This is a genomic window from Paracoccus sp. DMF-8 (assembly GCF_029309835.1).
Classification (GTDB): Bacteria; Pseudomonadota; Alphaproteobacteria; order Rhodobacterales; family Rhodobacteraceae; genus Paracoccus.
This window is the reverse complement of record NZ_JARJHL010000005.1, coordinates 158904-182433: the sequence shown is the minus strand read 5'-3', so window position 1 is coordinate 182433 and position 23530 is coordinate 158904. Positions and strand designations below refer to the sequence as shown.

Annotated in this window: 19 protein-coding genes and 7 pseudogenes; 14 read left to right on the top strand and 12 right to left on the bottom strand. The window is 64.2% G+C overall.

Features of this window, described 5'->3' with window-relative positions:
- Positions 1-142: 142 nt before the first annotated feature.
- Both PE067_RS04315 and PE067_RS04310 read left to right on the top strand, forming a co-directional pair.
- The gene (locus PE067_RS04315; protein ID WP_276187987.1) at positions 143-523 is read left to right on the top strand and encodes a hypothetical protein; all 381 of its coding nucleotides are present in this window, start codon (positions 143-145) and stop codon (positions 521-523) included.
- A 53-nt stretch (positions 524-576) separates the two neighbouring features.
- Positions 577-1029 (top strand): annotated as a pseudogene (locus PE067_RS04310) (helix-turn-helix domain-containing protein); the annotation flags it as partial.
- Between the two features lie 95 nt (positions 1030-1124).
- Here the strand turns inward: PE067_RS04310 and cysW are convergent.
- The 5 genes and pseudogenes from cysW to PE067_RS04290 all read right to left on the bottom strand — a co-directional run.
- Positions 1125-1947 (bottom strand): annotated as a pseudogene (gene cysW / locus PE067_RS04305) (sulfate ABC transporter permease subunit CysW); the annotation flags it as partial.
- Positions 1944-2786, bottom strand: a pseudogene (gene cysT / locus PE067_RS04300) (sulfate ABC transporter permease subunit CysT). The pseudogenes cysT and cysW, both read right to left, overlap by 4 nt.
- A complete protein-coding gene (locus PE067_RS04295) occupies positions 2783-3781 on the bottom strand; it encodes a sulfate ABC transporter substrate-binding protein (protein WP_276187986.1) in 999 nt (332 codons plus the stop codon). The pseudogene cysT and the gene PE067_RS04295 overlap by 4 nt, the downstream one beginning before the upstream one ends.
- Positions 3778-4320 carry a hypothetical protein gene (locus tag PE067_RS21790; RefSeq protein WP_346429654.1) on the bottom strand — a complete coding sequence of 181 codons (543 nt, stop codon included), beginning with the start codon at positions 4318-4320 and terminating at the stop codon, positions 3778-3780. Before PE067_RS21790 ends, PE067_RS04295 begins: the two co-directional genes overlap by 4 nt.
- The gene (locus PE067_RS04290; protein WP_346429653.1) at positions 4317-4895 is read right to left on the bottom strand and encodes an ATP-binding cassette domain-containing protein; all 579 of its coding nucleotides are present in this window, start codon (positions 4893-4895) and stop codon (positions 4317-4319) included. Before PE067_RS04290 ends, PE067_RS21790 begins: the two co-directional genes overlap by 4 nt.
- A 340-nt stretch (positions 4896-5235) precedes the next feature.
- Between PE067_RS04290 and PE067_RS04285 the strand changes: the two genes are divergently transcribed.
- The 4 genes and pseudogenes from PE067_RS04285 to PE067_RS04270 all read left to right on the top strand — a co-directional run bounded on the left by PE067_RS04285 (position 5236) and on the right by PE067_RS04270 (position 8247).
- Positions 5236-6489: a glycosyltransferase gene (locus PE067_RS04285; protein WP_276187985.1), complete on the top strand. Its 1254-nt coding sequence runs from the start codon at positions 5236-5238 to the stop codon at positions 6487-6489.
- A 365-nt stretch (positions 6490-6854) separates the two neighbouring features.
- Positions 6855-7202: pseudogene (gene rplU, locus PE067_RS04280) on the top strand (50S ribosomal protein L21); the annotation flags it as partial.
- 109 nt (positions 7203-7311) lie between these two features.
- Positions 7312-7578 carry a 50S ribosomal protein L27 gene (rpmA, locus tag PE067_RS04275; RefSeq protein WP_276187984.1) on the top strand — a complete coding sequence of 89 codons (267 nt, stop codon included), beginning with the start codon at positions 7312-7314 and terminating at the stop codon, positions 7576-7578.
- A 120-nt stretch (positions 7579-7698) separates the two neighbouring features.
- Positions 7699-8247: a GNAT family N-acetyltransferase gene (locus PE067_RS04270; protein ID WP_276187983.1), complete on the top strand. Its 549-nt coding sequence runs from the start codon at positions 7699-7701 to the stop codon at positions 8245-8247.
- Positions 8248-8331: 84 nt separating this feature from the next.
- On the opposite strand, the gene PE067_RS04265 is transcribed toward PE067_RS04270, so the two are convergent.
- The gene (locus PE067_RS04265) at positions 8332-8838 is read right to left on the bottom strand and encodes a hypothetical protein (protein ID WP_276187981.1); all 507 of its coding nucleotides are present in this window, start codon (positions 8836-8838) and stop codon (positions 8332-8334) included.
- Positions 8839-8977: 139 nt separating this feature from the next.
- On the opposite strand from PE067_RS04265, the gene PE067_RS04260 reads away from it, so the two are divergent.
- Positions 8978-9385 (top strand): SufE family protein, encoded by a 408-nt coding sequence (locus tag PE067_RS04260; RefSeq protein WP_276187980.1) that lies wholly within the window; start codon positions 8978-8980, stop codon positions 9383-9385.
- 18 nt (positions 9386-9403) lie between these two features.
- Here the strand turns inward: PE067_RS04260 and mnmA are convergent, their stop codons facing one another.
- Positions 9404-10567 (bottom strand): tRNA 2-thiouridine(34) synthase MnmA, encoded by a 1164-nt coding sequence (mnmA, locus tag PE067_RS04255; RefSeq protein ID WP_276188296.1) that lies wholly within the window; start codon positions 10565-10567, stop codon positions 9404-9406.
- 167 nt (positions 10568-10734) lie between these two features.
- Between mnmA and PE067_RS04250 the strand changes: the two genes are divergently transcribed.
- The 4 genes from PE067_RS04250 to recG all read left to right on the top strand — a co-directional run bounded on the left by PE067_RS04250 (position 10735) and on the right by recG (position 16316).
- Positions 10735-11010: a DUF1153 domain-containing protein gene (locus PE067_RS04250; protein ID WP_276187979.1), complete on the top strand. Its 276-nt coding sequence runs from the start codon at positions 10735-10737 to the stop codon at positions 11008-11010.
- 90 nt (positions 11011-11100) lie between these two features.
- Positions 11101-11817 (top strand): response regulator transcription factor, encoded by a 717-nt coding sequence (locus tag PE067_RS04245; RefSeq protein ID WP_276187978.1) that lies wholly within the window; start codon positions 11101-11103, stop codon positions 11815-11817.
- A 153-nt stretch (positions 11818-11970) separates the two neighbouring features.
- A complete protein-coding gene (gene ligA, locus PE067_RS04240; protein WP_276188295.1) occupies positions 11971-14220 on the top strand; it encodes an NAD-dependent DNA ligase LigA in 2250 nt (749 codons plus the stop codon).
- Positions 14196-16316, top strand: coding sequence for an ATP-dependent DNA helicase RecG (gene recG, locus PE067_RS04235; RefSeq protein WP_276187977.1), 2121 nt, complete (start codon positions 14196-14198; stop codon positions 16314-16316). Before ligA ends, recG begins: the two co-directional genes overlap by 25 nt.
- A gap of 313 nt (positions 16317-16629) precedes the next feature.
- Here recG and PE067_RS04230 read toward each other — a convergent pair whose 3' ends face one another.
- A complete protein-coding gene (locus PE067_RS04230) occupies positions 16630-17061 on the bottom strand; it encodes an iron-sulfur cluster assembly scaffold protein (RefSeq protein ID WP_276187976.1) in 432 nt (143 codons plus the stop codon).
- A gap of 61 nt (positions 17062-17122) precedes the next feature.
- On the opposite strand from PE067_RS04230, the gene hisI reads away from it, so the two are divergent.
- Positions 17123-17482: a phosphoribosyl-AMP cyclohydrolase gene (gene hisI / locus PE067_RS04225; RefSeq protein WP_276187975.1), complete on the top strand. Its 360-nt coding sequence runs from the start codon at positions 17123-17125 to the stop codon at positions 17480-17482.
- On the opposite strand, the pseudogene gluQRS reads toward hisI, so the two are convergent.
- Positions 17483-18328: pseudogene (gluQRS, locus tag PE067_RS04220) on the bottom strand (tRNA glutamyl-Q(34) synthetase GluQRS). It lies immediately after the preceding gene.
- A pseudogene (gene trmFO, locus PE067_RS04215) lies at positions 18325-19666 on the bottom strand (methylenetetrahydrofolate--tRNA-(uracil(54)-C(5))-methyltransferase (FADH(2)-oxidizing) TrmFO). The pseudogenes gluQRS and trmFO overlap by 4 nt, the downstream one beginning before the upstream one ends.
- Positions 19667-19771: 105 nt before the next feature.
- Here trmFO and PE067_RS04210 point away from each other — a divergent pair.
- The gene (locus PE067_RS04210) at positions 19772-20470 is read left to right on the top strand and encodes an FkbM family methyltransferase (RefSeq protein ID WP_276187974.1); all 699 of its coding nucleotides are present in this window, start codon (positions 19772-19774) and stop codon (positions 20468-20470) included.
- Between the two features lie 93 nt (positions 20471-20563).
- Here PE067_RS04210 and PE067_RS04205 read toward each other — a convergent pair whose 3' ends face one another.
- Positions 20564-21190, bottom strand: a complete 627-nt coding sequence (locus tag PE067_RS04205; protein ID WP_276187973.1) for a 50S ribosomal protein L25/general stress protein Ctc — start codon at positions 21188-21190, stop codon at positions 20564-20566.
- Between the two features lie 198 nt (positions 21191-21388).
- Here PE067_RS04205 and PE067_RS04200 point away from each other — a divergent pair, with 198 nt between their 5' ends.
- Positions 21389-22348: an acyltransferase family protein gene (locus PE067_RS04200; protein WP_276187972.1), complete on the top strand. Its 960-nt coding sequence runs from the start codon at positions 21389-21391 to the stop codon at positions 22346-22348.
- Between the two features lie 4 nt (positions 22349-22352).
- On the opposite strand, the pseudogene PE067_RS04195 reads toward PE067_RS04200, so the two are convergent.
- A pseudogene (locus PE067_RS04195) lies at positions 22353-23518 on the bottom strand (alpha-hydroxy acid oxidase).
- Between the last annotated feature and the right edge of the window lie 12 nt (positions 23519-23530).

Sequence of the window (23530 nt, the reverse complement as noted above, 5' to 3'; positions counted from 1 at the left end):
GGGGAAATAATCGTTCTGGATATCGACGACGATGATCGCGCGCTTGCTCATGACAGGGTTCCTGTCTGTTCGTCAGGTCGGATCACTGGCGCAGGGCGGTCCTGTCTGCCCATCGGCGAAAGCGACATAAACAGGGGCGAAAGTGACAGAGGGCAGATCGGCAGGCGATACGGTCGAATTCGGCATCCTGATCTATCCCGGCGCGCAGCAATCGGCGGTGCTGGGGCTGACGGACCTGTTCGTGATCGCGGAACGGCTGATGGGCGCGCGCCGCCCGCGCGTCCGCGTCAGCCATTGGCGGGCCGATGCCGGCGTGCCCGTCCGCGTGGACGGCGCTGATACCGGCGTCCCCACCGTCCCGATCCTGCTCCCCAGCATGGAGGAGCCGATTTCCCCCGATGCGGCGGCGCCTTTGGCGGCCTGGCCTGCGCGAATGTCACGGCCGGGGGACGGTTCTGGCCTCGGTCTGCGCGGGGGCGTTCCTGCTGGGCGAAACCGGGCTGCTCAAGGGCCAGCGCGGTGACCACGCATTGGTCCTATCTGGACCGCTTCCGCCAGCGTTTCCCCGATGCGCGGATGCAGGGGGACCGGCTGCTGATCGACGATGGCGACATCATCACGGCGGGCGGGCTGATGTCCAGGACCGATCTGGGGCTGAAGCTGCTGGACCGTTTTCTGGCCCTGCCGTCATGCTGGAAACCGCGCTGTTTCCTGCTGATCGACCCGCCGGGCCGGGCGCAAAGCTGGTATAGCGGCTTTTCTCCGCGCCTGACCCATGGCGATGCGGCGGTCCTGAAGGTGCAGCACTGGCTGCAGGCCAGCACCCTGCAGGACATCACGGTCGCCGGGCTGGCCGATGTCGCGGGGCTGGAGCCGCGCACCTTTCTGCGGCGGTTTCGCAAGGCGACAGGGCTGACCTCGACCGATTATTGCCAGCGGCTGCGGGTGGCGCGGGCGCAGGATCTGCTGCAGTCGAGGAATATGGCGGTGGACGCGATTGCGTGGCAGGTGGGTTATGGCGATCCCGGCGCCTTCCGCAAGGTCTTTGCCCGGATCACGCAGGCTGACGCCGGGGAATACCGCCAGCGTTTCCGGGCGGGCGCGCATAGAGCTAGGAGCGCCTCGCGCCGCCCCTCCAGCATGGATTTCAGGATCAGCGCGACCAGCGCGATCAGCGTCAGGGTCGATGCCGCGGCAAAGGCGCCGACGATGTTCAGGTCGTTGAACAGCAGTTCCACCTGCAGGAGGCAGGTGTTAGTCTGCCCCGGATATTGCCGGACACGACAGACACCCCGCCGAATTCCCTGACCGCGCGGGCCGAGCACAAAACCGCACCATAAAGCAGCGCCCATTTGATATTGAGCAGCGTGACGCGGGTAAAGATCTGCCAGCCATTCGCGCCTAGCGTCACGGCGGCCTCTTCCTGATCGGTGCCCTGCGACTGCATCAGGGGCAGTACCTCGCGCGCGACAAAGGGGCGGTGACGAACAGCGTGACCAGCACGATGCCGGGCAGGGCGAACATGACCTGAATGTCATGCGAGATCAGCCACGGCCCCAACAGCCCCTGCCGCCCGTAAAGCAGCAGATAGCAGATGCCCGCGATGATCGGGGACACGGAAAAGGGGATCTCGACCAGCGTGACCAGAATGCCGCGCCCCGGAAAGCGGAACTTGGCGACCGTCCATGCGACCGCGATGCCAAAGGCGATGTTCAGGGGCACGACGATCAGCGCGACCAGCACCGTCAGCCAGATCGCATGCAGCGTCTGCGGGTTCAGGATATTGGCGGAATAGGTGGCCCAGCCCTCGGACAGCGCGCGGTAGAAGATATAGGTCAGGGGCGCCACGACCAGCAGCAGCGTCAGCAGATACGCCAGCCCGATCAGCAGGCGCGGCATCAGGCGGCTTTGGCCGGGGGCGTGATGGATCGCAACGGAATGGCTCATAGATTTCCTCGCCTGCGCGCGGCCCACATCTGGATCAGGTTCGAGATGAACAGCAGGGCCAGCGCAAAGATCAGCAGCACCAGCGCAATCGCCGAGGCGCCGGTATAGTCGTATTCCTCCAGCCGGATGAAGGCCAGCAGGGATGCGATTTCGGTTTCATTCGGCTTGTTGCCCGCGATGAAGACGACGGCGCCGAATTCGCCAAGGCTGCGGGCAAAGGCGATGGTCGATCCGGCCAGAAAGGCGGGCAGGATCGCCGGAAAGACGACGCGGGTGAAAATCTGCCAGGGCCGCGCCCCAAGCGTCAGCGCGGCCTGTTCCAGCGCGGGGTCCAGATCCTCCAGCACGGGCTGGACGGTGCGCACGACAAAGGGGATCGAGGTGAAGGTCATCGCCAGAATGACGCCCCAGATCGTATAGACGACCTCAAGCCCAAGCGCGTCCAGCACCGGGCCGAACCAGCCATTGGCCGAAAACAGCGCCGTCAGCGACAGGCCCGCGACGGCGGTCGGCAGGGCAAAGGGAATATCCATCAGCGCATCCAGAATCCGCTTGCCGGGGAATTCATAGCGCACCAGCACCTAGGCCATCAGCAGGCCATAGACGGCGTTGAAAACGGTGGCGACCGCCGCCGCCGTCACCGTCACGCGCAGGGCCGACAGGGTGCGGGGCGAGGTGATGATCTGGAAAAACCGCTGCGGCCCGATTTCGGCGCCCTTCAGCACCAGCGCGACGATCGGGATCAGGATGACCAGCGTCAGGAAAAGCAGCGTCGTGCCGAGGCTGAGGGTGAACCCCGGCAGGACGCGTTTTGCGCAGATGGGCGCGGCGGCTGTCATTGGTTGACAAAGACCGTGTCGAGGATGGCGCCTTCGGCCAGATGCTCTTCGCGCACCTTGTCCCAGCCACCAAAGACCTCATCGACCGTGACCAGTTTGACCTCAGGCAGTTCGGCGGCATATTTGGCCGCGATTTCCTCGTTCGTCAGACGGTAATGGTGCTGGGCGATGATGTCCTGCGCCTCGGGGGTGTAAAGCCAGTTCAGATAGGCGGTGGACACCTCGGTCGAGCCGTTCTTTTCGGCGTTTTGTGCAACCACGGCGACGGGGAAGGCGGCGAACAGGCTGAGCGAGGGGGTCACGCGCTCAAAGCCCTGATCGGCATATTGCGCGGCGATCCCGCCGGTTTCGGCCTCGAAGGTGACCAGAACGTCGCCGATATTGCGCTCGGCAAAGGTCTGGGTCGCAGCACGCCCGCCGGTGTCAAAGACCGGGACATTGCCCAGCAGTTTCTTGACGAATTCCTGCGCAGCCGCGTCATCGCCATTGTTTTTTTCCAGCGCATAGGCATAGGCCGCCAGATAGGTATAGCGCGCATTGCCGCTGGTCTTGGGGTTCGGGAATACCGGCTGGACGTCGTCGCGGGCCAGATCGTCCCAATCCGTGATGCCCTTGGGGTTGCCCTTGCGCACAAGGAAGGCGGGCAGCGAATAGAAGGGCGAGGCGCCGTTCGGGAAAGCCTGACGCCATTCGGGATCGACCAGACCGCCTTCGACCAGAACGTCGATGTCGGTTTCCTGGTTGAAGGTCACGACATCGGCCGGCAGCCCTTCCAGAATGGCGCGGGCCTGACGCGAGGAACCGCCGTGGCTTTGGTCGATGGTCACGTCGCGGCCGGATTGCGTCTTCCAGCTTTCGGCGAATTTCGGGTTCAGCGCGTCGAACAACTCGCGCGCGACATCATAGCTGACGTTCAGGATTTTGTCCTGCGCCAGCGCAGGCGCGGCACCGACGATCAGCGCAAGGGCTGCGGCGCGAAACAGGGGGAAATTCATCTGGCGTTCTCCTTGGGGGTCGGCAGGGGTTGGGGCAGGGCGCTGGCGCCTGCGGGGGCTGCGGCGTCGCGCGGGCCGGGAAAGATCGCGCCGCCTTCGGGGCGCAGGTGGACGCGGGTGCCTTTGGTCAGCGCGCGGGCCTCTGGCAGGCGGCGGGGCAGGGTGCTGTCGATGCGCCTGCCCTGATCGTCGGTCAGGGTCAGCAGCAGCGCGGTTCCGGTGCTGTTGATGTCGGTGATCGTCCAGCAGCCCGAGGGGTCGGGAATCGGGGTGATGTCCTCGGGGCGCAGGAACAGGGTCGCGGGACCGTCGGGCAGGGCGCGGCGCTCGATCCGCGCGGCATCCAGCCCCGGCGCATCGACACGGCCCGCGCGCAGGGTCACGGGTAGTTCGGTCGTCGCGCCCATGAACCGCGCGACAAAGGGTGACGCCGGGTGGTCGTGGATCTGGTCGGCATCGCCGATCTGTTCGATCCGGCCGTCGCCCATGACGACGACGCGGTCGGCCAGTTCAAACGCCTCTTCCTGATCATGGGTCACAAAGATCGAGGTCGACCCGGTCGCGACATGGACCTCGCGCAGCCATGCCCGCAGATCGCGGCGGATCGCGGCATCCAGCGCGCCGAAGGGTTCGTCCAGCAGCAGAACCGTCGGTTCGATCGCCAGGGCGCGGCCCAGGCGACGCGCTGGCGCTGGCCGCCCGACAGTTGCGCCGGATAGCGGTCGCCCAGATGCGCGATCTGCAGCAGCGTCAGCAATTCGTTCACCTTGTCGGCGATGACCTTGCGCCCCGGCCGTTCGGCGCGCGGGCGCACGGTCAGGCCAAAGGCGATATTGTCGCGCACCGACATATGCGGAAACAGCGCGTAATGCTGAAAGACGAAACCGATGCGGCGGTCCTGCGCGGCCAGATCCAGCCAGTTCGCGCCATCGACGACCAGCCCGCCCGCATCCGGCCATTCCAGCCCGGCGATGATTTTCAGCAGCGTCGTCTTGCCCGATCCCGATGGGCCAAGCAGCGCGACCAGCTCGCCCTTTTCGATGGTCAGGTCGATGCCGCGCAGAACCTCGGTCTTGCCGAAGCGCTTGCGCATATCGGTGATGGTGATGGTCATTGCGATTACAGCCCCCGGCCGGATTGGCCCTTGCCAGAGTGGTAATCTGCCGAACCCGGTCGTTCAAGGAACGCACGGCATGGCATTGACCGGATCGCCGGAATGATTTCCCTGAAATCATGGCATTCCGATCAATTATCGGGCTAATTTTCTGCGCAATGGGAAAACTGCTTCTGCCTTTGCGGATCTGGCTGTCACGGCGTTCTTTTTTCGGCGTTTGCTGCGGCTTTGCGGTGCGGGCGGCGAAATCGACCGGAATTGACCGAAAGACCAGTTGAATCGGGTTTGCGATTGTCGGTGGGCAATGCAACATTCCCTTGTCAGCACGGAGAAAAATTCGATGCAACGCGCGACGACCGACCGCGATGGGAGCCTTTTGATTTACGCCTCGGTGGCGGTGTTTCGCGGGCCGGACGGGGGGCTTCTGCTGGAGGATCAGGCCTGCAACGGGCTGCGGCTGTGGGCCGAGCATTTCGACCGGCTGATCGTCATCATACCGCTGGCGCAGGGGCAGCCGCCGCAAAGCTGGGTGCCGGTCGAACAGGGCGTGGGGCCGTCGATCTCGCGCATCGAAATCGTGACGCTGCCACAGGAATGGGGGCTGCGCGGCTTCCTGCGCGCCATGCCCGACGCCCGGCGCAAGCTGCGCGAGGCGATTTCGCGCGCCGACCGGATGAGCTTTGCGCTTGGCGGGCTGGTCGGTGACTGGGGGGCGGTCGGGGCGTGGCAGGCCCATCGCATGGGGCGGCCCTTCTGCATATGGACCGACCGCGTGGAATCCGAGGTGGTGCGCTATGCCGCCCGCACCGCGCCCCGGTTCAAGACACGGCTCAAGGCGGGGCTGACCTGGGTGCCGATGGCCTGGCTCGAACGATTTCTGATCCGCCGCGCCACGGTCGGCCTGTTCCACGGGCAAGAGACGTTCGAACACTACGCGCCCGGCTGCCGCAATCCGCAACTGGTCCATGATATCCATATCCGCCGCGATGAACATCTGCCCGCCTCGGAGATTGATGCCAAGGTGGCAGGCGTCGCGGCTGGCCCCTTGCGCATCGTCTATGTCGGGCGTGCCGATGCGATGAAGGGCGCGCGGGATTGGGTGGAATCGCTGATCGATGCGATCCGGCAGGGCGTCGATCTGCGCGCCGAATGGCTGGGTGCCGGACCGGAACTGGACTGGATGGAGAACCGCATCCGCGAGGCGGGTGTGGCGGATCGGATCACCCTGCGCGGCATGGTCCGCGACCGCGAGGCCGTCTTGCAGGCGATCCGTCAGGCGCAGGTTTTCCTGTTCTGCCACCGCACGCCCGAATCGCCGCGTTGCCTGATCGAGGCGCTGGTGTCCGCGACCCCGATCGTGGGTTTTGACGGGGCATTCGCGCGGGACCTGATTTCGGGTCACGGCGGCGGGATGATGGTCCCGCAGGGCGACCGCGCGGCGCTGACCGCAGCACTGGTTTCGCTGGATCGCGACCGGCCCCGGCTGGCGCGGATGATCCAGAGCGCGCATCAGGACGGGGCCGCGTTCGATGACGAATCCGTCTTTCGCCACCGCAGCGATGTCATCAAGCGCGAATTGCCGGTTTCCGGCTGATCCCCCAGGGATCCGGCGCGGGGCAAGGGGCGGTCGCCGGGGGGCCGTGGGCGCCAGCCACAGGGCGGGATCAGGGCGGGATCGGCAAGCGGTGCATTGCCGCTGACGTGCCGCCGTTGTCCTGATCGGGCAAAAGAAACGGCCGCAGGGAAAAGCGCCCGATCGCACGGCTTGCCCTGCTGTTTTGGTTGACTTTGGTGCGACAATCCCTGATACAGCGCCAACCGGCCGGGCCTGCGCCCGTTGCCGGTGCGTTATTTTCAATCACACCCGATCCGAACGGGTGCGCTGTCCGACGGCGAAGTTCGCTTCGAAACGCCCGGGAAACCGGGGGCCACAGGGCGCGGCAGAACAAGGAAGACGAAATGTTCGCAGTTCTCAAGACGGGCGGCAAGCAATACCGGGTTCAGGCCGGTGATGTGCTGCGCGTCGAAAAACTGGCTGCCGAAGCCGGTGACAAGGTCCAGTTCAACGACGTGCTGATGATCGGCTCGACCATCGGTGCGCCGCTGGTCGCCGGTGCCGCCGTTCAGGCCGAAGTCATCGACAATATCAAGGCCGACAAGGTCATCACCTATGTCAAGCGCCGCCGCAAGCACAGCTCGCAGCGCACGCGCGGCCACCGTCAGCAACTGACCCTGATCCGCATCACCGATCTGCTGGAAAAAGGCGCCGAGAAATCGGACGTCAAAGCCGCCGTCGGTGCCCGCACCAAGGCTGATCCCGTTGCCGCAGAAGCTGCCGCGAAACCGGCGCGCACCCGCAAGCCCAAGGCCGAAGCTGCGGCCGAAGACGCCAACTGAGACATAAGGAGACAGAGCCATGGCACATAAGAAAGCAGGCGGTTCGTCCCGCAACGGTCGCGATTCGGCCGGTCGCCGTCTTGGCGTGAAACTGTTCGGTGGTCAGTCGGCGGTTGCCGGCAACATCATCGTGCGCCAGCGCGGCACCACCTGGTGGGCCGGCAAGAACGTCGGCATGGGCCGCGATCACACGCTGTTCGCGCTGACCGACGGCAATATCCAGTTCCACAAGGGCCTCAAGGGCCGCACCTATATTTCGGTGCTTCCTGTCGAGGCGGCCGAGTAAGCCGATTGTAACACGCCAGTGTTAGAGGGGATCGGCGAAAGCCGGTCCCCTTTAAGTTTCCGGGGCTTGAAACTTCGGGGGTGTGCTTTCCATATTGGAATATGGGAGTGAGGGTTTGTGATGAATGATTTGACAATGCAGGTTCTGGATCCCCAGCCCGAGATCCGGACCGAGCGGTTTTTACTTCGCGGGCTGCGCCCTTCCGATACGGGGCTGATCGCCCATTACACGGCGGATCGCCGCGTCGCCGAGGGCACGCGCTCGATCCCCCATCCGCTGCCGCCCGGGGCGAGTGACGCCTATGTCGCGCGCGCCATGGCCGACAACCGGACCGAGGATGTCTGGGCCATTGACGGTTCCGCCCACAAGCTGGCCGAATTGCTTGGCGTCGTCTCGCTGACCCGGTTGGAAGACGACCGGTCGGAGCTTGGCTTCTGGATCGGCGCGGGCTTCTGGAACACCGGTTTCGCGACCGAGGCGGTTGCCGCACTGGTCGCCGCCAATCCGCATCATGCCCGCACCCTGTTTGCCGAGGCGTTTCAGGACAGCCCCGGTTCCGCGCGTGTCCTGACGAATTGCGGTTTCGCCTATCTGGGGGATGCGGAAAGCTGGTCGGTCGCGCGCAATGCGCGGGTCCCGACCTGGACCTATCTGCGCAAGATGGACTGATCGCCACCTGCCACAATCGCGAAGGCCGCCGGATTTCGGCGGCCTTTGTCGTTTCGTCGGGTTGCGCTCAGGATCGGGCTGCGCTCAGGGCCGCAGCGTCACGGCATTCCCGGCACTGGTGATGACGATCTCGCGGATCGTCGCCAAGGCCTCGTGCGACAGGGTCATGGCGACCTCGATCTCGTCATTGGCCGTGGCCGGGGCGCTGGCCGGATAGGTGTTCGCCAGAGGGGGCAGGGCGACCATGCGCAGCCGCAGCGTGCCGTTTTCATCGCCGCGGATGCGGCCACTGGGCATCGGCACCTCGGGCACCAATGCGGCGGCCCACCAGCCTTTGGTGCCGGGCTGGCCGGTAACGACCAGCATCCGGCCTTCGTAAAGCGGTTCCCATCTCGCGCCCGAGATATGGGCGATCAGACTGCGGTGATCGTTCGATTGGGTCGGATAGCCACCTTCGGGCGTCAGGCTGCGCTGCTCGGGCTGCCCGCCGCCGCCGAACCAGCGCAGCGGATTGAGGCTGCTGCTGGCGCTGCCGCTGTCCCGGCCGCCGCAAGCCGTCAGCGCCAGCGCGACGCCCGCCAGAATGGCCATGTTTCTCATCCGCATGTCAGACCGTGCCCTCGTTTATCCTTGCCGCATTGATAGGGCAGAAGGGCGGTGCGGGAAAGCCTCTTTGACCTTGGCGGGTGGCGGCATTATCTGAAGCTGGACAAGACAGCAGGATACCGCCATGGCCACCCCCGCCTTTGAAGACATCGCCGAGACCTTTGATTTCCTGGATGACTGGGAAGACCGCTATCGCCATGTGATCGAACTGGGCAAGGCGATGCCGCCGATGGACCCGGCCCTGCATGTGCCCGCCATCAAGGTCGAGGGCTGCGCCAGTCAGGTCTGGATCATGCCGATGATTCAGAACGGTAAATTCGACTTTCAGGGTGACAGTGATGCCTTGATCGTGCGCGGGTTGATCGCCATCCTGCACGCGCTTTATTCCGGCGTGCCGCTGGCCGAGGTCGGCGCGATCGACGCCCCGGCCGAACTGAACCGCCTGGGGCTGGAGGGGCATCTGTCGGCGCAACGCTCGAACGGTTTGCGGGCGATGGTCGAACGCATCGGGCTGCTGGCCGCGAACGGATAGGGCTTTGGGGGCGCGGCCTCAGCCGCCGCGCCGATGCGTGATCCAGCCGCCGCCCAGAACGCGCGTGCTGCCGGGCTGGTAAAAGACGCAGGCCTGACCGGGGCTGACGCCTTCCTCGGGGTCGAGCAATTCGATTTCCGCGCGGTTCGCACCCGTCGCCCGCAGAATCGCCGGGCGTGGCGGGCGGGTCGAACGGATGCGCGCCTCGATCTGGATTTCGCCCTCGAACGGGGCATCCCCCAGCCAGTTCACCTCGGTCACCGGAACGATGCGGGTTTTCAGCGCATCCTTGGGTCCGACGATGACGCGGCGGTTGTCGGGGTCCAGCCGGATGACATACAGCGGATCGCCCAGGCCGCCGATGCCCAGGCCACGGCGCTGGCCGATGGTGTAATGGATGACGCCGCGATGTCGGCCCAGAACATTGCCCTGCTCATCGGTGATCTCGCCCGGTTCGGCGGCACCGGGGCGCAGCTTTTCGATGACGCTGGCGTAATTTCCGTCGGGCACAAAGCAGATATCCTGACTGTCGGGCTTGTCCGCGACCGCCAGCCCATATTCGGCCGCCATCGCACGGGCTTCGGCCTTGCTGGCCAGCCCGCCAAGCGGAAAGCGCAGGAATTCAAGCTGTTCGCGCGTGGTCGAAAACAGGAAATAGCTTTGATCGCGGGCCGGATCGGCGGCCATGTGCAGTTCGGCGCCATGCGGCCCGGCGCTGCGGCGGATATAATGGCCCGTCGCCATGCAATCGGCGTCCAGATCGCGGGCTGTTTCCAGAAGGTCGCGGAACTTGACCCGCTCGTTGCAGCGGATGCAGGGCACCGGGGTCGCGCCGGCCAGATAGGCATCGGCGAATTCCTCGATCACCGATTCGCGGAATTTGTTTTCGTAATCCAGCACATAATGCGGAAAACCGATTCGTTCAGCAACGCGGCGGGCGTCGTGAATGTCCTGCCCTGCACAGCAGGCGCCCTTTTTCGCCAGCGCCGCGCCGTGGTCGTAAAGCTGCAACGTCACGCCGATGACATCGTAACCCTGGGCCGCCAGATGCGCTGCCACGGCCGAACTGTCGACCCCGCCGGACATGGCCACGACCACCCGCGTTTCTGCGGGGGATTTTGGAAAACCAAGCGAATTCAATGGGACAGCGCCGGTATCTGGGCTGGCTGCCAGGGACGGCATGGACATGGGGCTTACCTTGGATTGCGGCGATGGCCGCTTGCGAAGACAGCAAAATAGGGAAAATTCCAACTATTCTCAAGGTCCGGGGCGATCAAATTCGGGCAGAGTTCACCCGGATTTAACAAGTTTGGCTCAGAAAAGGTCGCAAAGACGAACAGGGATGATCGATGTTTCTACGCAAACGCAACGGCCCCCGCACGGTGACATTGCCGGATGGGCGGATCCTGACACTCGCCGATTTGCCCGATGTCTCGGCCCGATGGGTGGCCAGCCGCAAGGCCGCCGTCGCCGAAGCGGTCGAATACGGGCTGTTGGAACGCGACGAGGCGATTGAAAAATATGGACTTTCCGGCGAAGAGCTGGACAGTTGGGTGGCGGCGATCCGTCGGCACGGGCGCGATGCGCTGAAGGTGACACAGATTCAGAATTTCAGACAACTTTGAGTTGAAATTCATTATGTCTATTCGCGGTAACGAGATATTAACCAATAGGAGCCTAATGTTTAACAGATCCGACAGTTTGAGGACAGCGTCATGCGAATTCTTTTGGTTGAGGACGACCCGACGACGGCGCGCAGCATCGAAATGATGCTGACCAATGCGAATTACAATGTCTATCGCACCGATATGGGCGAGGAAGGCATCGATCTCGCAAAGCTATATGATTACGATTTGATTCTTCTCGATCTTGATCTGCCTGACATGCACGGGATGGAGGTGTTGCGGCAGCTGCGGATGTCGCGGGTCGATACCCCGATCCTGATCCTGACCGGCTCGGATGACACGGAAAGCAAGCTGCGCGGCTTCGGTTTCGGCGCCGATGATTACATGACCAAACCCTTCCACCGCGAAGAACTGGTTGCGCGCATTCAGGCGATCATCCGGCGGTCCAAGGGGCACAGCCATTCGGTGATCCGCACCGGCGATATCGTCGTCGACCTTGATGCCCGCTCGGTCGAGGCGCATGGCCCGCCGGTCAATCTGACGGGCAAGGAATATCAGATCCTTGAACTGCTCAGCCTGCGCAAAGGCACGACGCTGACCAAGGAAATGTTCCTGAACCACCTTTACGGCGGGATGGATGAACCCGAACTGAAAATCATCGACGTTTTCATCTGCAAGCTCAGGAAGAAACTTTCCGAGGCATTGGCGGGCGAAAACTATATCGAGACGGTCTGGGGGCGTGGCTATGTGTTGCGCGAACCGGCCGCGCTGGCGCTGGATCAGGAAAAGCTCGCGCTTGGCGCGTGACGACGCCCTGACCGCAAGATGCCGGGGGCCGCGCTGGACAAGACAGCGTGGCCCCGGCTATTCCCGGAACCGGATACCCCGTGCCGGACGTTTCAGGCTGGAATGGGGCACAGGCTGAACGGGGAAGGTGCGGGCATGTCGGAACAGGAAAAGATGGCCGTGCCTCTGGTCAACGACGTGGCTGCATTGGACGAAGTTTCCGCTGCCGAAGCGGTTGGGCAACTCACCACCGTTTTGTCGGCTGCCGATGCCGCCTATCACAACGACGATGCGCCCTTCCTGAGCGATGCGGATTATGACCGCGCCAAACGCTGTCTGGCCGAGATCGAGGCGGCATTTCCCACCCTTGCCACCGGCGACAGCCCGACCCTGCGTGTCGGCGCAGCGCCTGATGGCCGCTTTTCCAAGATCGAGCACAGCCAGCGCATGCTCTCTTTGGAAAATGCCTTTACCGAGGAAGAGGTCGCCGATTTCGTCCAGCGTATCCGCGCCTTCCTGAACCTGAAACCGCAGGATCCGCTGCCCTTTACCGCCGAGCCAAAGATCGACGGGCTGTCGCTTTCGTTGCGTTACGAACATGGCGTTCTGGTGCAGGCGGCCACGCGCGGCGATGGCTCGATCGGCGAAAACGTCACCGCGAATGCGCGCACCATCGCCGATATTCCCCAGAAACTGCAGGGATCGGCCGTCCCCGACATTCTTGAAGTCAGGGGCGAGGTCTATATGGCGCAAGAGGATTTCGAGCGTCTGAACGCCAGCGATGCGGGGCGGACCTTTGCCAATCCGCGAAATGCCGCGGCAGGCTCTTTGCGGCAACTTGATCCGACGATCACCGCGGCGCGTCCCCTGCGCTTTTTCGCCTATGCCTGGGGCGAGGTGTCAGCGCCCTTTGCGACGACCCAGATGGCGGCCGTCGCGCGTCTGGCAGGGTTCGGTTTCGCGATCAACCCGTTGATGACGCTGTGCGAATCGGTGGATGAAATGATCGGCCTGTGGCGGCGTGTCGAACAGATGCGCGCCAATCTGGGCTATGATATCGACGGCGTCGTCTACAAGGTCGATGATCTGGCCTATCAGGCTCGTCTTGGCCTGCGCGCGACCACGCCGCGTTGGGCGTTGGCGCATAAATTCCCCGCCGAACGTGCCTGGACCCGGCTGGAGGCGATCGATATCCAGGTCGGGCGCACCGGCGCGCTCAGCCCGGTGGCGCGCTTGCATCCGGTCACGGTTGGCGGTGTCGTCGTCTCGAACGCGACGCTGCATAACGAGGATTACATCGCCGGCCTTGATTCCCATGGCCGCGAGATCCGCGATGGCAAGGATATCCGCGTCGGTGACTGGGTCGAAATCTATCGCGCGGGCGATGTGATCCCGAAGGTCGCCGATGTCGATCTGTCGCGGCGCGCCCCCGAAGCGGTGCCCTATATGTTCCCGACGACCTGTCCGGAATGCGGCTCTGCCGCCGCGCGGGAGGAGGATGATTCGATCCGCCGCTGCACGGGCGGTCTTGTCTGCCCGGCTCAGGCCATTGAAAAGCTGCGGCATTTCGTGTCCCGCGCGGCTTTCGATATCGAAGGTCTGGGCGCCAGGGTGGTTGATGAACTGTATCAGGACGGCTGGATCGCCGAGCCTGCCGATATCTTCACCCTCAAGGACCGCTACGGCCCCGGCCAGTTGACGCAATTGCGCAATCGCGAAGGCTGGGGCGACAAAAGCGCCTCTGCCCTTTTCGGTGCGATTGATGACAAGCGGCGAATTCCGCTGGCAAAACTGCTATTCGCGCTTGGCATCCGTCATCTGGGTGAGGTCGCGGGCCGTGATCTGGCGCGCAATTTCCGCGATTGGCCGGTGCTGGTCGCGCTGATCGACCGGGCGCGGCCTGCCGCCATCGCCTACCGCGCCGCCGAAGATGCCGAGCGGGCCGAGAGGACCCTTGCCGTGCAAGAGGCCCGCAAACCCCGGCCCAAGGCGGCGCGTGACGCGGCCCTTGCCATGCTGGATACCCCGGCAGAGGCGACGGCCGCGTGGCAGGAACTGGTGTCGATCAACGGCATCGGCCCTGTGCTGGCCCTGTCGGTCTCGGATGCTTTCGCCAATGACCTTGAACGCGCCGCCATCGAACGGCTGATCGCGCATCTGGACATTCTTCCGCCCGAAGACACGGCGAGCGACAGCGCGATTTCCGGCAAGACCATCGTCTTTACCGGCACCCTGGAACGTATGACCCGCGCCGAGGCCAAGGCCCGGGCCGAGGCTTTGGGCGCGCATGTCGCGGGTTCGGTTTCGGCCAAGACCGATCTGCTGGTCGCCGGTCCGGGGGCGGGCTCCAAGGCGACTAGGGCCGCCGCATTGGGCATTCAGGTCATTGATGAGGACGAATGGCTGAAGATCGCGGCGCAATAGGGGCGCCGCGCGGGCGCCCTCCGATCCTTTTTCCGCTGTTTTCGGGGATCGAGACCTTGCCCGGCGTTGGCCCCAAGGCGGCGGAATCCTTTGCGCAGATGGGGGTGACGCGGCCGCGCGACCTGATTCTGACGCTGCCCCATTCCGGCATTCGCCGTCGCCCGATCCGCAATCTGGCCGAGGCGATGCCGCCCGAAAACGTGACCGTTACCGTGACCGTCACCCGGCATGTTCCGCCAAGCGGGCGCGGTCGGCCGTGGCGGGTCATCTGTTCGGACGGACAGGGCGATCTGCAACTGGTGTTTTTTCACGCGCGGCCCGACTGGATCGAACGTCAGTTGCCGATTGGCGCGCGGCGGATCGTTTCGGGCAAGATCGAAAGCTTTGATATGCACCGCCAGATCGTCCATCCCGACCATATCGGCGACGAATCCGCCCCCCTTCCGCCAGAGTTCGAGCCTGTCTACCCCCTGTCGGGGCGCCTGACCCAGGGGCTGGTCCAACGCGCGGCGGGGGCGGCCCTGACCCGCATTCCGCAGGTCGATGAATGGATCGACGCGGCGCTTTTGCAGCGAGAGGGCTGGCCGCATTGGCCGGATGCGCTGCACCGCGCCCATGCGCCGCAAGGGGTGGCGGGGCTGTCGCCCTCGGATCCGGCGCGGGAAAGGCTGGCCTATGATGAATTGCTGGCCCATCAACTGACGCTCGCGCTGGTCCGGCGCGAACGGCGCAGGCGTCCGGGGCGCGCGAGTTCGGGCGATGGGCGCCTGCGGTCGAGGGTGATCGCGGGCCTGCCCTGGCCGCTGACCGGCGCGCAATCCGATGCGGTCGCGGAAATCGCGGCGGATATGGCCGCGCCCCATCGCATGAACCGGCTGATTCAGGGGGATGTCGGTGCGGGCAAGACGCTGGTCGCGCTGCTGGCGCTCTTGATCGCGGTCGAGGCGGGCGGGCAGGGCGTGATGATGGCCCCGACCGAGGTTCTGGCGCGCCAGCATTTCCGGGCGCTGGAGCCGCTTGCCCGGCTGGCCGGTATCCGGCTGGAGGTTCTGACCGGGCGCGACAAGGGCGATGCCCGCGCCAATATCCTGACCGACCTGGCCGAGGGTCGCATCGACATTCTGGTCGGCACCCATGCAGTCATCCAGAAAACCGTTCATTTCCATGATCTTCGGCTGGCCGTCATCGACGAACAACACCGTTTCGGCGTCGCGCAGCGGCTGGAACTGTCGGCCAAGGGCAAAGCGGCGCCGCCCGATATGATGGTGATGACCGCGACGCCCATTCCGCGCTCTCTGGCGCTGGCGCAATATGGCGACATGGACCTGTCGGTCCTGAATGAAAAGCCGCCGGGGCGCCAGCCGATCACCACCATCGTCATGTCCGACCGCCGGATGGAGGATATCGTCGCGCGGCTGCGCGAGGCGCTGGACAAGGGCGCGCGCGCCTATTGGGTCTGCCCTCTGGTCGAGGAAAGCGAACTGGTCGATCTGACCGCGGCCGAGGCGCGCTTTCAGGCGCTGCGGGCGATCTTTGGCGATCAGGTGCGGCTGGTTCACGGCCAGATGCCCGCCGATCAGCGCGATCAGGCGATGGCCGATTTCGCGTCGGGGCGGGCGCGGCTGCTGGTCGCGACGACGGTGATCGAGGTCGGTGTCGATGTGCCCGAGGCGACGATCATGGTGATCGAACGCGCCGAAAGCTTTGGTCTGGCGCAGCTCCATCAGCTGCGCGGCCGTGTCGGGCGTGGCAGCGACGCGTCCAGTTGCGTGCTGTTGTATCAGGATCCTTTGTCCGAAACCGGGCGTCGCCGCCTGCAGATCCTGCGCGAGACAGAGGATGGTTTCCGCATCGCCGAAGAGGATCTGGTCATGCGCGGCGCGGGCGATGTGATCGGCACGGCACAATCGGGCCTGCCACGGTTTCGCATCGCCGATCTGGAGCGCCAGTCGCGGCTGATGGCGTTGGCGCGGCAGGATGCGCAGGCGTTCCTGGAACGCGACCCGGAAATGACCAGCCCCCGCGCCGGGGCGCTGCGGGTTCTGTTGTGGCTGATGGAACAGGACAAGGCGATCCGCCTGATTGACGCGGGATAGGCCCATTTTCACTGAATGTTCCTAAAAAGTTCTTTACACAATCCGCGATTCGTGAGAACAAAATGGCAACAACGGATGGAGGTTCAGATGACTCGCGACGTTCTTGCCGATCTTATTGGAATCACGGCCCTGTCGGTGACGACGATCATTGTCTTGTGGCTGCCGGCGATCCTGGCTGGCTGAGCCGTTCACCACGCTTTTCACTGCCCCGCGTATCGATGCGGTGCCGCGCCTGTGCACCGCGCCTTTCCCCTGAGGCTTCGTTTGCGCGCAACTGCCAGCCCTTGCCCTGGGGCTGGCCTTTTCTTTTGCTTCAGGCGCCGTCGATGGCGCCAAGCGTGGCCTCCCACGCCAGCAGGATCGAGGCGTGGCGATTGGGAAAATCCCGCGCGGGAATCAGCGTTTCCAATTCGGAAAAGATCCCTTCGGGGGCCGGGCCGCCGGATTTCAGCATGGCATTCAGCGCGTCGCGGGCCGCGGCGATGTCATCGCGACTGCGGCCCAGAACATGCCGCCCCAGAACCGAGGCAGAGGCCTGCCCAAGCGCGCAGGCGCGGACCTCCTGGGCGAAATTGTCGATCCGCCCGTCCTTCATGGCGACATCCACCGTGACGGAGGACCCGCATTGCGGCGAACGCCGATAGGCGCTGCCCGTCGCGTCATCCAGTCTGCCCAGATGCGGAATATCCGACGCCAGCGCCAGAATGCGCCGCGAATAAAGCTGCAGGAGTTCGCTGTCGGACATAAGGGTTTCCCGGGTTTGGCTGTCGCGTTAGATAGGCAGCGCGACCGCGAAAGGAAAGACCATGTTCGACCCCGCCAGCCTGAAATACGATGCGAACGGCCTGATCCCCGCCATTGCGCAGGATCATCTGAGCGGCGAGATCCTGATGATGGCCTGGATGAATGCGGAATCTGTTCAGAAAACGCTTGAGGATAATCGTATAACCTATTGGTCCCGCTCGCGTCAGGCGTTCTGGGTCAAGGGTGAAACGTCAGGCCACCTGCAGCATCTGGTCGAAATGCGGGTGGATTGCGACCGTGATTGCCTGCTGGTTCTGGTGCGTCAGGACGGCCCGGCCTGCCACACCAACCGCCGAAGCTGTTTTTACACCGCGATCCGCGACGGGCAGGAAATCGAAATCATGCAGCCCGAACGGGGCTGATCACAGCCCGATCATCGCGCGGATATCCGCAGGGCTGGCGCCTTCATCGCGGTAAAGCCGGATGGCGCGGGCATCGTCGCGCTTGGCCAGCCTTTTGCCTGCCGCGTCGCGGATCAGCCGATGGTGATGCCAGCGCGGTTCGCGAAGCTTCAGCAGTTTCTGCAGAACGACATGTATGAATGTTGAATCCAAAAGATCTTTTCCGCGCGTGACCAGAGTGATTCCCTGTGCCGCATCATCCACCACGACCGACAGGTGATAGGATGTGCCCATGCCGCGCCGCGCCAGGATGACATCGCCGACGCCGGAAATGAACTCATCGGCGCCAAGCCGGTGGGGGATGCCGGGGGTGATGTTTTCGTCCAGAAAGGCGATCTGGGTCAGGCCAAGATGGTCCAGCGCCCGCCGCGCATCCAGGCGGATCGCTTCATCGGGGCCAGCGTCCTGCATCTGGCGATGGCGGCAGGTGCCGGGGTAGACGGGGCCATCGGGGCCGATCTGCAGCGCGCCTTCCTGTAGGGCGGACAGCGCGGCCACGATGTCCGCGCGGCGGCGTTGGCAGGGATAGAGCAGCCCAAGCGCCTGCAGTCGATCCAGCGCATCGCGATAGGCGGGCAGGCGCTCGCGACTGGCGCATCACCGGCAGCGGCCAGTTCGAGGCCAAGCCAGCGCAGGTCGTCCTGCAGCGCCTCGTTCATGGGCAGGGCGGCAGCGCGAGGCGTCGATATCCTCGATCCGCAGCAGGAATTCGCCGGGGTCCGCCAGTTCCGCCGCGACCAGCGCCGCATAGGCATGACCCAGATGCAGCGGCCCGGTGGGCGACGGGGCGAAACGCGTGCGGTTCATCCCTGCGCGGCAAGCCAGTCGCGGAAATCGTCCTTGGCCCGGTTCGTATAGGCCGGATAGCGGTCCTTGCGCCCGCGGCGACCGCTGCGGATGTCGTCCAGCGGCGGATAGAGGCCAAAATTCACGTTCATCGGCTGGAAGGTTTTGGCCTCGGCGCCGCCGGTGATGTGATTGACCAGCGCCCCCATCGAGGTGGTCAGGGTCGGCGGCGGCAGGTCGCGGCCAAGCGCCTCGGCCGCCGCGATCCGCCCGGCCAGCAGACCCATGGCGGCGCTTTCGACATAGCCCTCGACCCCGGTGACCTGACCGGCAAAGCGCAGATTGGGGCGCGGGCGCAGCCGCCAGGCGGTCGTCGATCAGCGTCGGCGAATTCAGGAAGGTGTTGCGATGGATACCGCCAAGGCGCGCGAAACTGGCATTCTGTAGGCCGGGAATCCGTTTGAAGACATCGGTTTGCGCGCCATATTTCATCTTGGTCTGAAAGCCAACGATATTATACAGCGTGCCAAGTGCATTGTCGCGGCGCAGCTGGACGACGGCATAGGGCTTTTCGGTCGGGTTGTGGGCATTGGTCAGGACCCACGGGTTTCATCGGCCCGTGGCGCAGGGTCTCGCGCCCGCGTTCGGCCATGACCTCGATCGGCAGGCAGCCGTCGAAGTAGCCGGCGGTTTCGCCCTCGTGGAACTCGGTCTTGTCGGCGGCCAGCAGCGCGTCGATGAAGCCTTCGTAATCGGCTCTGGTCATCGGGCAGTTGATATAGGCGGTGCGCTCGGCCTCGGTTTCGCCCTTGTCGTAGCGGCTTTGCAGCCAGCATATCGTCATGTCGATGCTGTCGGCATGGACGATGGGGGCGATGGCGTCGAAAAAGGCCAGCGAGTCAGCGCCGGTCAGGTCGCGGATCGCCTGCCCAGGCGCGGCAGAGGTCAGCGGGCCGGTGGCAAAGATCCACGAACCATCCTGCGGCAGATCGGTGAGCTCGCCGGGTTGAAAGGTTATCAGCGGTTCGGCCCGCAGGGCCTTGGTCACGGCGGCGGAAAGGCGTCGCGGTCGACGGCCAGCGCGCCGCCGACGGGCAGGCGGTGGCGGTCGGCCATGGCCATGATCAGCCCGTCCGCCGCGCGCATTTCCCAATGCAACTGCCCGACCGCATTCATTTGGTCATCATCCGACCGAAAGCTGTTCGAGCAGACCATTTCCGCGCAATCGCCGGTGCGATGGGCAAAGGTTTCGACGGCGGGCCGCATTTCGTGCAGGATCACCGGCACGCCGGCGCGCGCGATCTGCCAGGCGGCCTCGGACCCGGCAAGACCCGCGCCGACGACATGGATGGGCTGCATAAGGTGGCTCCTGATCGGTTGGCGTGGCGCTTGGTCCCTTGGCAGGGACAGGCCGTGTAGGTAGCAATGATGCGACGAGGCGACAAGAGCGGGGCGGGTTGTGCGATGCAAGGCAAGGTGATCGAAAAATTCAGGATCGACGATGCCGACCTGCAAATTCCCCGCGATTCGCTGAATGACCGCCTGCGCGGGCGGTTGCGTGATGGCGGCTACGAACATTACGAGCGCGATCTGGCGCGCGCCCATATCCGGGCGGGGGACCGGGTGCTGGATCTGGGATCAGGGGCGGGGCTGGTGGCGATTGTCGCGGCGCGGATCGTCGGGCCGGAAAACGTCACCACGGTCGAGGCGAACCCCGAAATGCACGCGGTCCTGCGCCGCAATCTGCGCAACAATGCCGGGACGGAACTGCGGATGATCAAGGGCGCGGTCGTGGGTGACGATTACGCCGGGAAAACCGTGACGCTGAACCTGCGCGGGGCCTTTTGGGCGGCCTCGCTGGATGCGCCCAAGGGCAGGAAGGGCGCGCGCCCGGTCGAGGTTCCGGCCAAGAAATTCCGCCAGCTCGTGCGGGCGCGGGGCGCCAATGTCCTGACGATGGATATCGAAGGGGCCGAGGATACGCTGCTGTCGCGCCCCTTGCCGGACAGCATCCGCCTGCTGATCATCGAACTGCATCCGGGTCTGTATGGCGAGGCGCGGCGCGATGAGTTGTTGCAGATATTGGTCGCGCAGGGGTTCAGAAATCTGGAACCGCGCCGGACCGAAGATGTCTACGCCTTTGGCCGGGATGTCGCGGTGTGAATGAAATCATCGCCTTGCGGCGAGTTTATCACCCATAAAATAAAAGGGCGGCGCATTGATATGCACCGCCCTGACTGCGTGGTTGCGAAGCGATCAGGCTTCGGCGGCTTCGGTTTCGGCTGCTGCTTCTTCGTTGTCTTCCGAACGCAGGCCCGAGGGGGCCGCGATATTGGCGATGACGAAGTTGCGGTCGATGGTCGGACGCACGCCTTTCGGCAGGTCGATGTCTTCGATGTGGATCGTGTCGCCGATCTGACGGCCGGTCAGGTCAACGGTGATCTCGTTCGGGATATCGGCTGCGGTCACGACCAGCTCGACCTCGGGGCGCACGACAACCAGCGTACCGCCGCGCTTGAGGCCGGGCGATTCTTCGTGGTTTTCGAAATGCACGTTGATGAACAGGTTGATGCGGGTGTTGCGGTGAACGCGCATCAGGTCGATATGGGTGGGCAGGTCCTTGACCACATCGCGCTGCACGCTGCGGCAGATGACGCGGACGTCGTCCTGACCTTCGACCTGCAGGTTCCACAGGGTCGACAGGAAGCGGCCGGCGCGCAGCCGGGTCAGCAGGTAGTTGAAGTCGAGGGCGATCGGCTGCGGGTCTTTGCCGTCGCCGTAAACGATGCCGGGCACCTTGCCTTCGCGGCGAGCTTGGCGGGCGGCCCCCTTGCCTGTCCCCGCGCGTGCCTCGGCCACCAGATTCGGGATCTCTTTGGCCATGTCTGAATTTCCTTCGGTTGACGTGATGACCGCCATCCTCCAAGGGTGCATGGCGGCAGATCCGTGCCTATAACGTAGCGATCCGCAAAAGTGAAGAGCGGAAAATCGCTGGCCTGCGCGGCCTGAATCGCGATATGCGCGGATCTGCGGTTGTTCGGGAAGACTCCCGAAAGCCCTGAGGTGGTATGAGTTTGGGTAATGAGTATGAACCGGGTTCACTCACTGGATTATCTGCGCATCGTCCTGGCCGTCGGCGTGGTCTTTGCCCATGCCGCGCTGATGAGCGGCTATCGCGCGCCCCTGGCGCTGATGATCGGCAACGGGATGCTCAACCTCATCATTCCGCTTTTCTCTGTCCTGTCGGGCTTCTGCCTTTATCTGACGCATGAACATGGCAAGGCGCGCAAATGGCTAGGCGCGCTGATCGTCGTCTATCTGTTGTGGTCGGCCTTTTACGCCCCGGTCTGGATCCGTCAGGGCGACGTTTCGATCAGGATGATCATGGGCTATGCGCATCTGTGGTATGTCGCCTGGCTGATTATCGACGGCGCGCTGATGTTCTTGCTGATCGGACTGGGACGCAGGACCGGTACCGGGCTGATGCCGCTGGTCGCCCTGGCCGTGGTCCTGGCGTTGCTGGGCACCGTGAACGGTTATATGCATTACTGGCTGAACATGGGGGTAGAGCCGGAATATCTGCACCGCGGCGTGGTGGTGATGTTTCCCTATATGGTGCTGGGCTATGTGATCGGCCGGCGGACATGGCGGCGCGGCCGCGCCTGCTGGCCCGAGGCAAGGCTGCTGTGGCCGGTCGCTCTCGCGCTGCTGGCGCTGAAAATGGGCGAGGCCTATCTGCGGCAGGATCCCGGCTTTTCGCTGCTGTCGACCGAGATGCCGAACCTGCCGCTGCTGGAAGGCGGGGCCACGCTGGCGATTTTCCTTGCGCTTTTGCGAACCGATCTGCCCCAGCCCTCGGTGGATCTCAGCTATCTGTCGGTGATGATCTATTTCCTGCACATGTTCGTGTTGCTGGTGATGCTTTATCTGGGGGGCAGGAACGTCTGGATCGGCACGGTCGCGGGCATCGCCGTGCCGGTCTTCGTCGCCGTGGCGCTGCGCCAGATATGGGGCAGATTTTCCCGGACCTCGCCCGGTTGACGGGTCAGCGGTCGTATTGATCCAGAAAGCCGCGCGGGATCAGCAGGTTGTCCCTGCTGAGATCGTGGACGTTCCGTTCCCCGCACAGCGCCATGGTCACGTCCAGTTCCTTGTGGATGATCTCCAGCGCCTTTGACACGCCTTCCTCGCCCATCGCGCCCAGACCATAGATGAAGGCGCGGCCGATCATCGTGCCATGCGCGCCAAGCGCCAGCGCCTTCAGCACGTCCTGACCCGAGCGGATGCCGCTGTCCATATGGATCTCGATCTGGTCGCCGACCGCCGCCACGATGCGCGGCAACATGCGGATCGCGCTGAGCGCGCCGTCAAGCTGACGCCCGCCGTGGTTCGACACGACGATGGCATCGGCGCCGAAATCGGCCGCCAGCCGGGCGTCGTCTTCGTCCAGAATGCCTTTCAGGATCAGCTTGCCGCCCCATTGATCGCGGATGCGTGCGATCTTGGACCAGTCCAGTTGCGGGTCGAACTGTTCGGCCGTCCAGCTTGCCAGGCTGGAGGTGTCGCCGACATTCCTGGCATGGCCCACGATATTGCCAAAGCCGCGGCGCGGGTCCGCAGCATCTCGATGCCCCAACGCCATTTCGTCGCCAGATCCAGCAGCACGGGCAGGGTCAGTTTCGGCGGCGCGGACAGGCCGTTTTTCAGATCCTTGTGACGCTGGCCCAGAATCTGCAGATCCAGCGTCAGCACCAGCGCCGAACAATTCGCCCGCTTTGCCCGTTCGATGATCGCATCGACGAAATCCTCGTCACGCATGACGTAAAGCTGGAACCAGAAGGGCATGGTCGTATGGGCGGCGACATCCTCGATCGAACAGATCGACATGGTCGAAAGCGTAAAGGGCACGCCGAATTTTTCGGCGGCGCGGGCGGCCTCGATCTCGCCATCGGCGCATTGCATCCCGGTCATGCCTACCGGGGCCAGCGCGACGGGCATGGCGACCTTTTCGCCGATCAGCGTGGTTTCGGTCGAACGCCCGGTCATGTCCACGGCGACCTTCTGGCGCAGGCGGATCAGGTCGAAATCCGCGCTGTTGTCGCGAAAGGTCTGTTCGGTATAGCTGCCGCTTTCGGCGTAATCATAGAACATGCGCGGCGTGCGGCGGCGATACAGCCTTTTCAGGTCATCGATGCAGGTGATCACCGCCATGTTGTATCCTTT

Coding starts and splice junctions, on each gene's coding strand:
- PE067_RS04295 (WP_276187986.1), bottom strand. CDS start 3,781: ATGAATTTCCCCCTGTTTCGCGCCGCAGCCCTTGCGCTGATCGTCGGT.
- PE067_RS04290 (WP_346429653.1), bottom strand. CDS start 4,895: ATGACCATCACCATCACCGATATGCGCAAGCGCTTCGGCAAGACCGAG.
- PE067_RS04285 (WP_276187985.1), top strand. CDS start 5,236: ATGCAACGCGCGACGACCGACCGCGATGGGAGCCTTTTGATTTACGCC.
- rpmA (WP_276187984.1), top strand. CDS start 7,312: ATGGCACATAAGAAAGCAGGCGGTTCGTCCCGCAACGGTCGCGATTCG.
- PE067_RS04270 (WP_276187983.1), top strand. CDS start 7,699: ATGAATGATTTGACAATGCAGGTTCTGGATCCCCAGCCCGAGATCCGG.
- PE067_RS04265 (WP_276187981.1), bottom strand. CDS start 8,838: ATGGCCATTCTGGCGGGCGTCGCGCTGGCGCTGACGGCTTGCGGCGGC.
- PE067_RS04260 (WP_276187980.1), top strand. CDS start 8,978: ATGGCCACCCCCGCCTTTGAAGACATCGCCGAGACCTTTGATTTCCTG.
- mnmA (WP_276188296.1), bottom strand. CDS start 10,567: ATGCCGTCCCTGGCAGCCAGCCCAGATACCGGCGCTGTCCCATTGAAT.
- PE067_RS04250 (WP_276187979.1), top strand. CDS start 10,735: ATGTTTCTACGCAAACGCAACGGCCCCCGCACGGTGACATTGCCGGAT.
- PE067_RS04245 (WP_276187978.1), top strand. CDS start 11,101: ATGCGAATTCTTTTGGTTGAGGACGACCCGACGACGGCGCGCAGCATC.
- ligA (WP_276188295.1), top strand. CDS start 11,971: ATGGCCGTGCCTCTGGTCAACGACGTGGCTGCATTGGACGAAGTTTCC.
- recG (WP_276187977.1), top strand. CDS start 14,196: ATGGCTGAAGATCGCGGCGCAATAGGGGCGCCGCGCGGGCGCCCTCCG.
- PE067_RS04230 (WP_276187976.1), bottom strand. CDS start 17,061: ATGTCCGACAGCGAACTCCTGCAGCTTTATTCGCGGCGCATTCTGGCG.
- hisI (WP_276187975.1), top strand. CDS start 17,123: ATGTTCGACCCCGCCAGCCTGAAATACGATGCGAACGGCCTGATCCCC.
- PE067_RS04210 (WP_276187974.1), top strand. CDS start 19,772: ATGCAAGGCAAGGTGATCGAAAAATTCAGGATCGACGATGCCGACCTG.
- PE067_RS04205 (WP_276187973.1), bottom strand. CDS start 21,190: ATGGCCAAAGAGATCCCGAATCTGGTGGCCGAGGCACGCGCGGGGACA.
- PE067_RS04200 (WP_276187972.1), top strand. CDS start 21,389: ATGAGTATGAACCGGGTTCACTCACTGGATTATCTGCGCATCGTCCTG.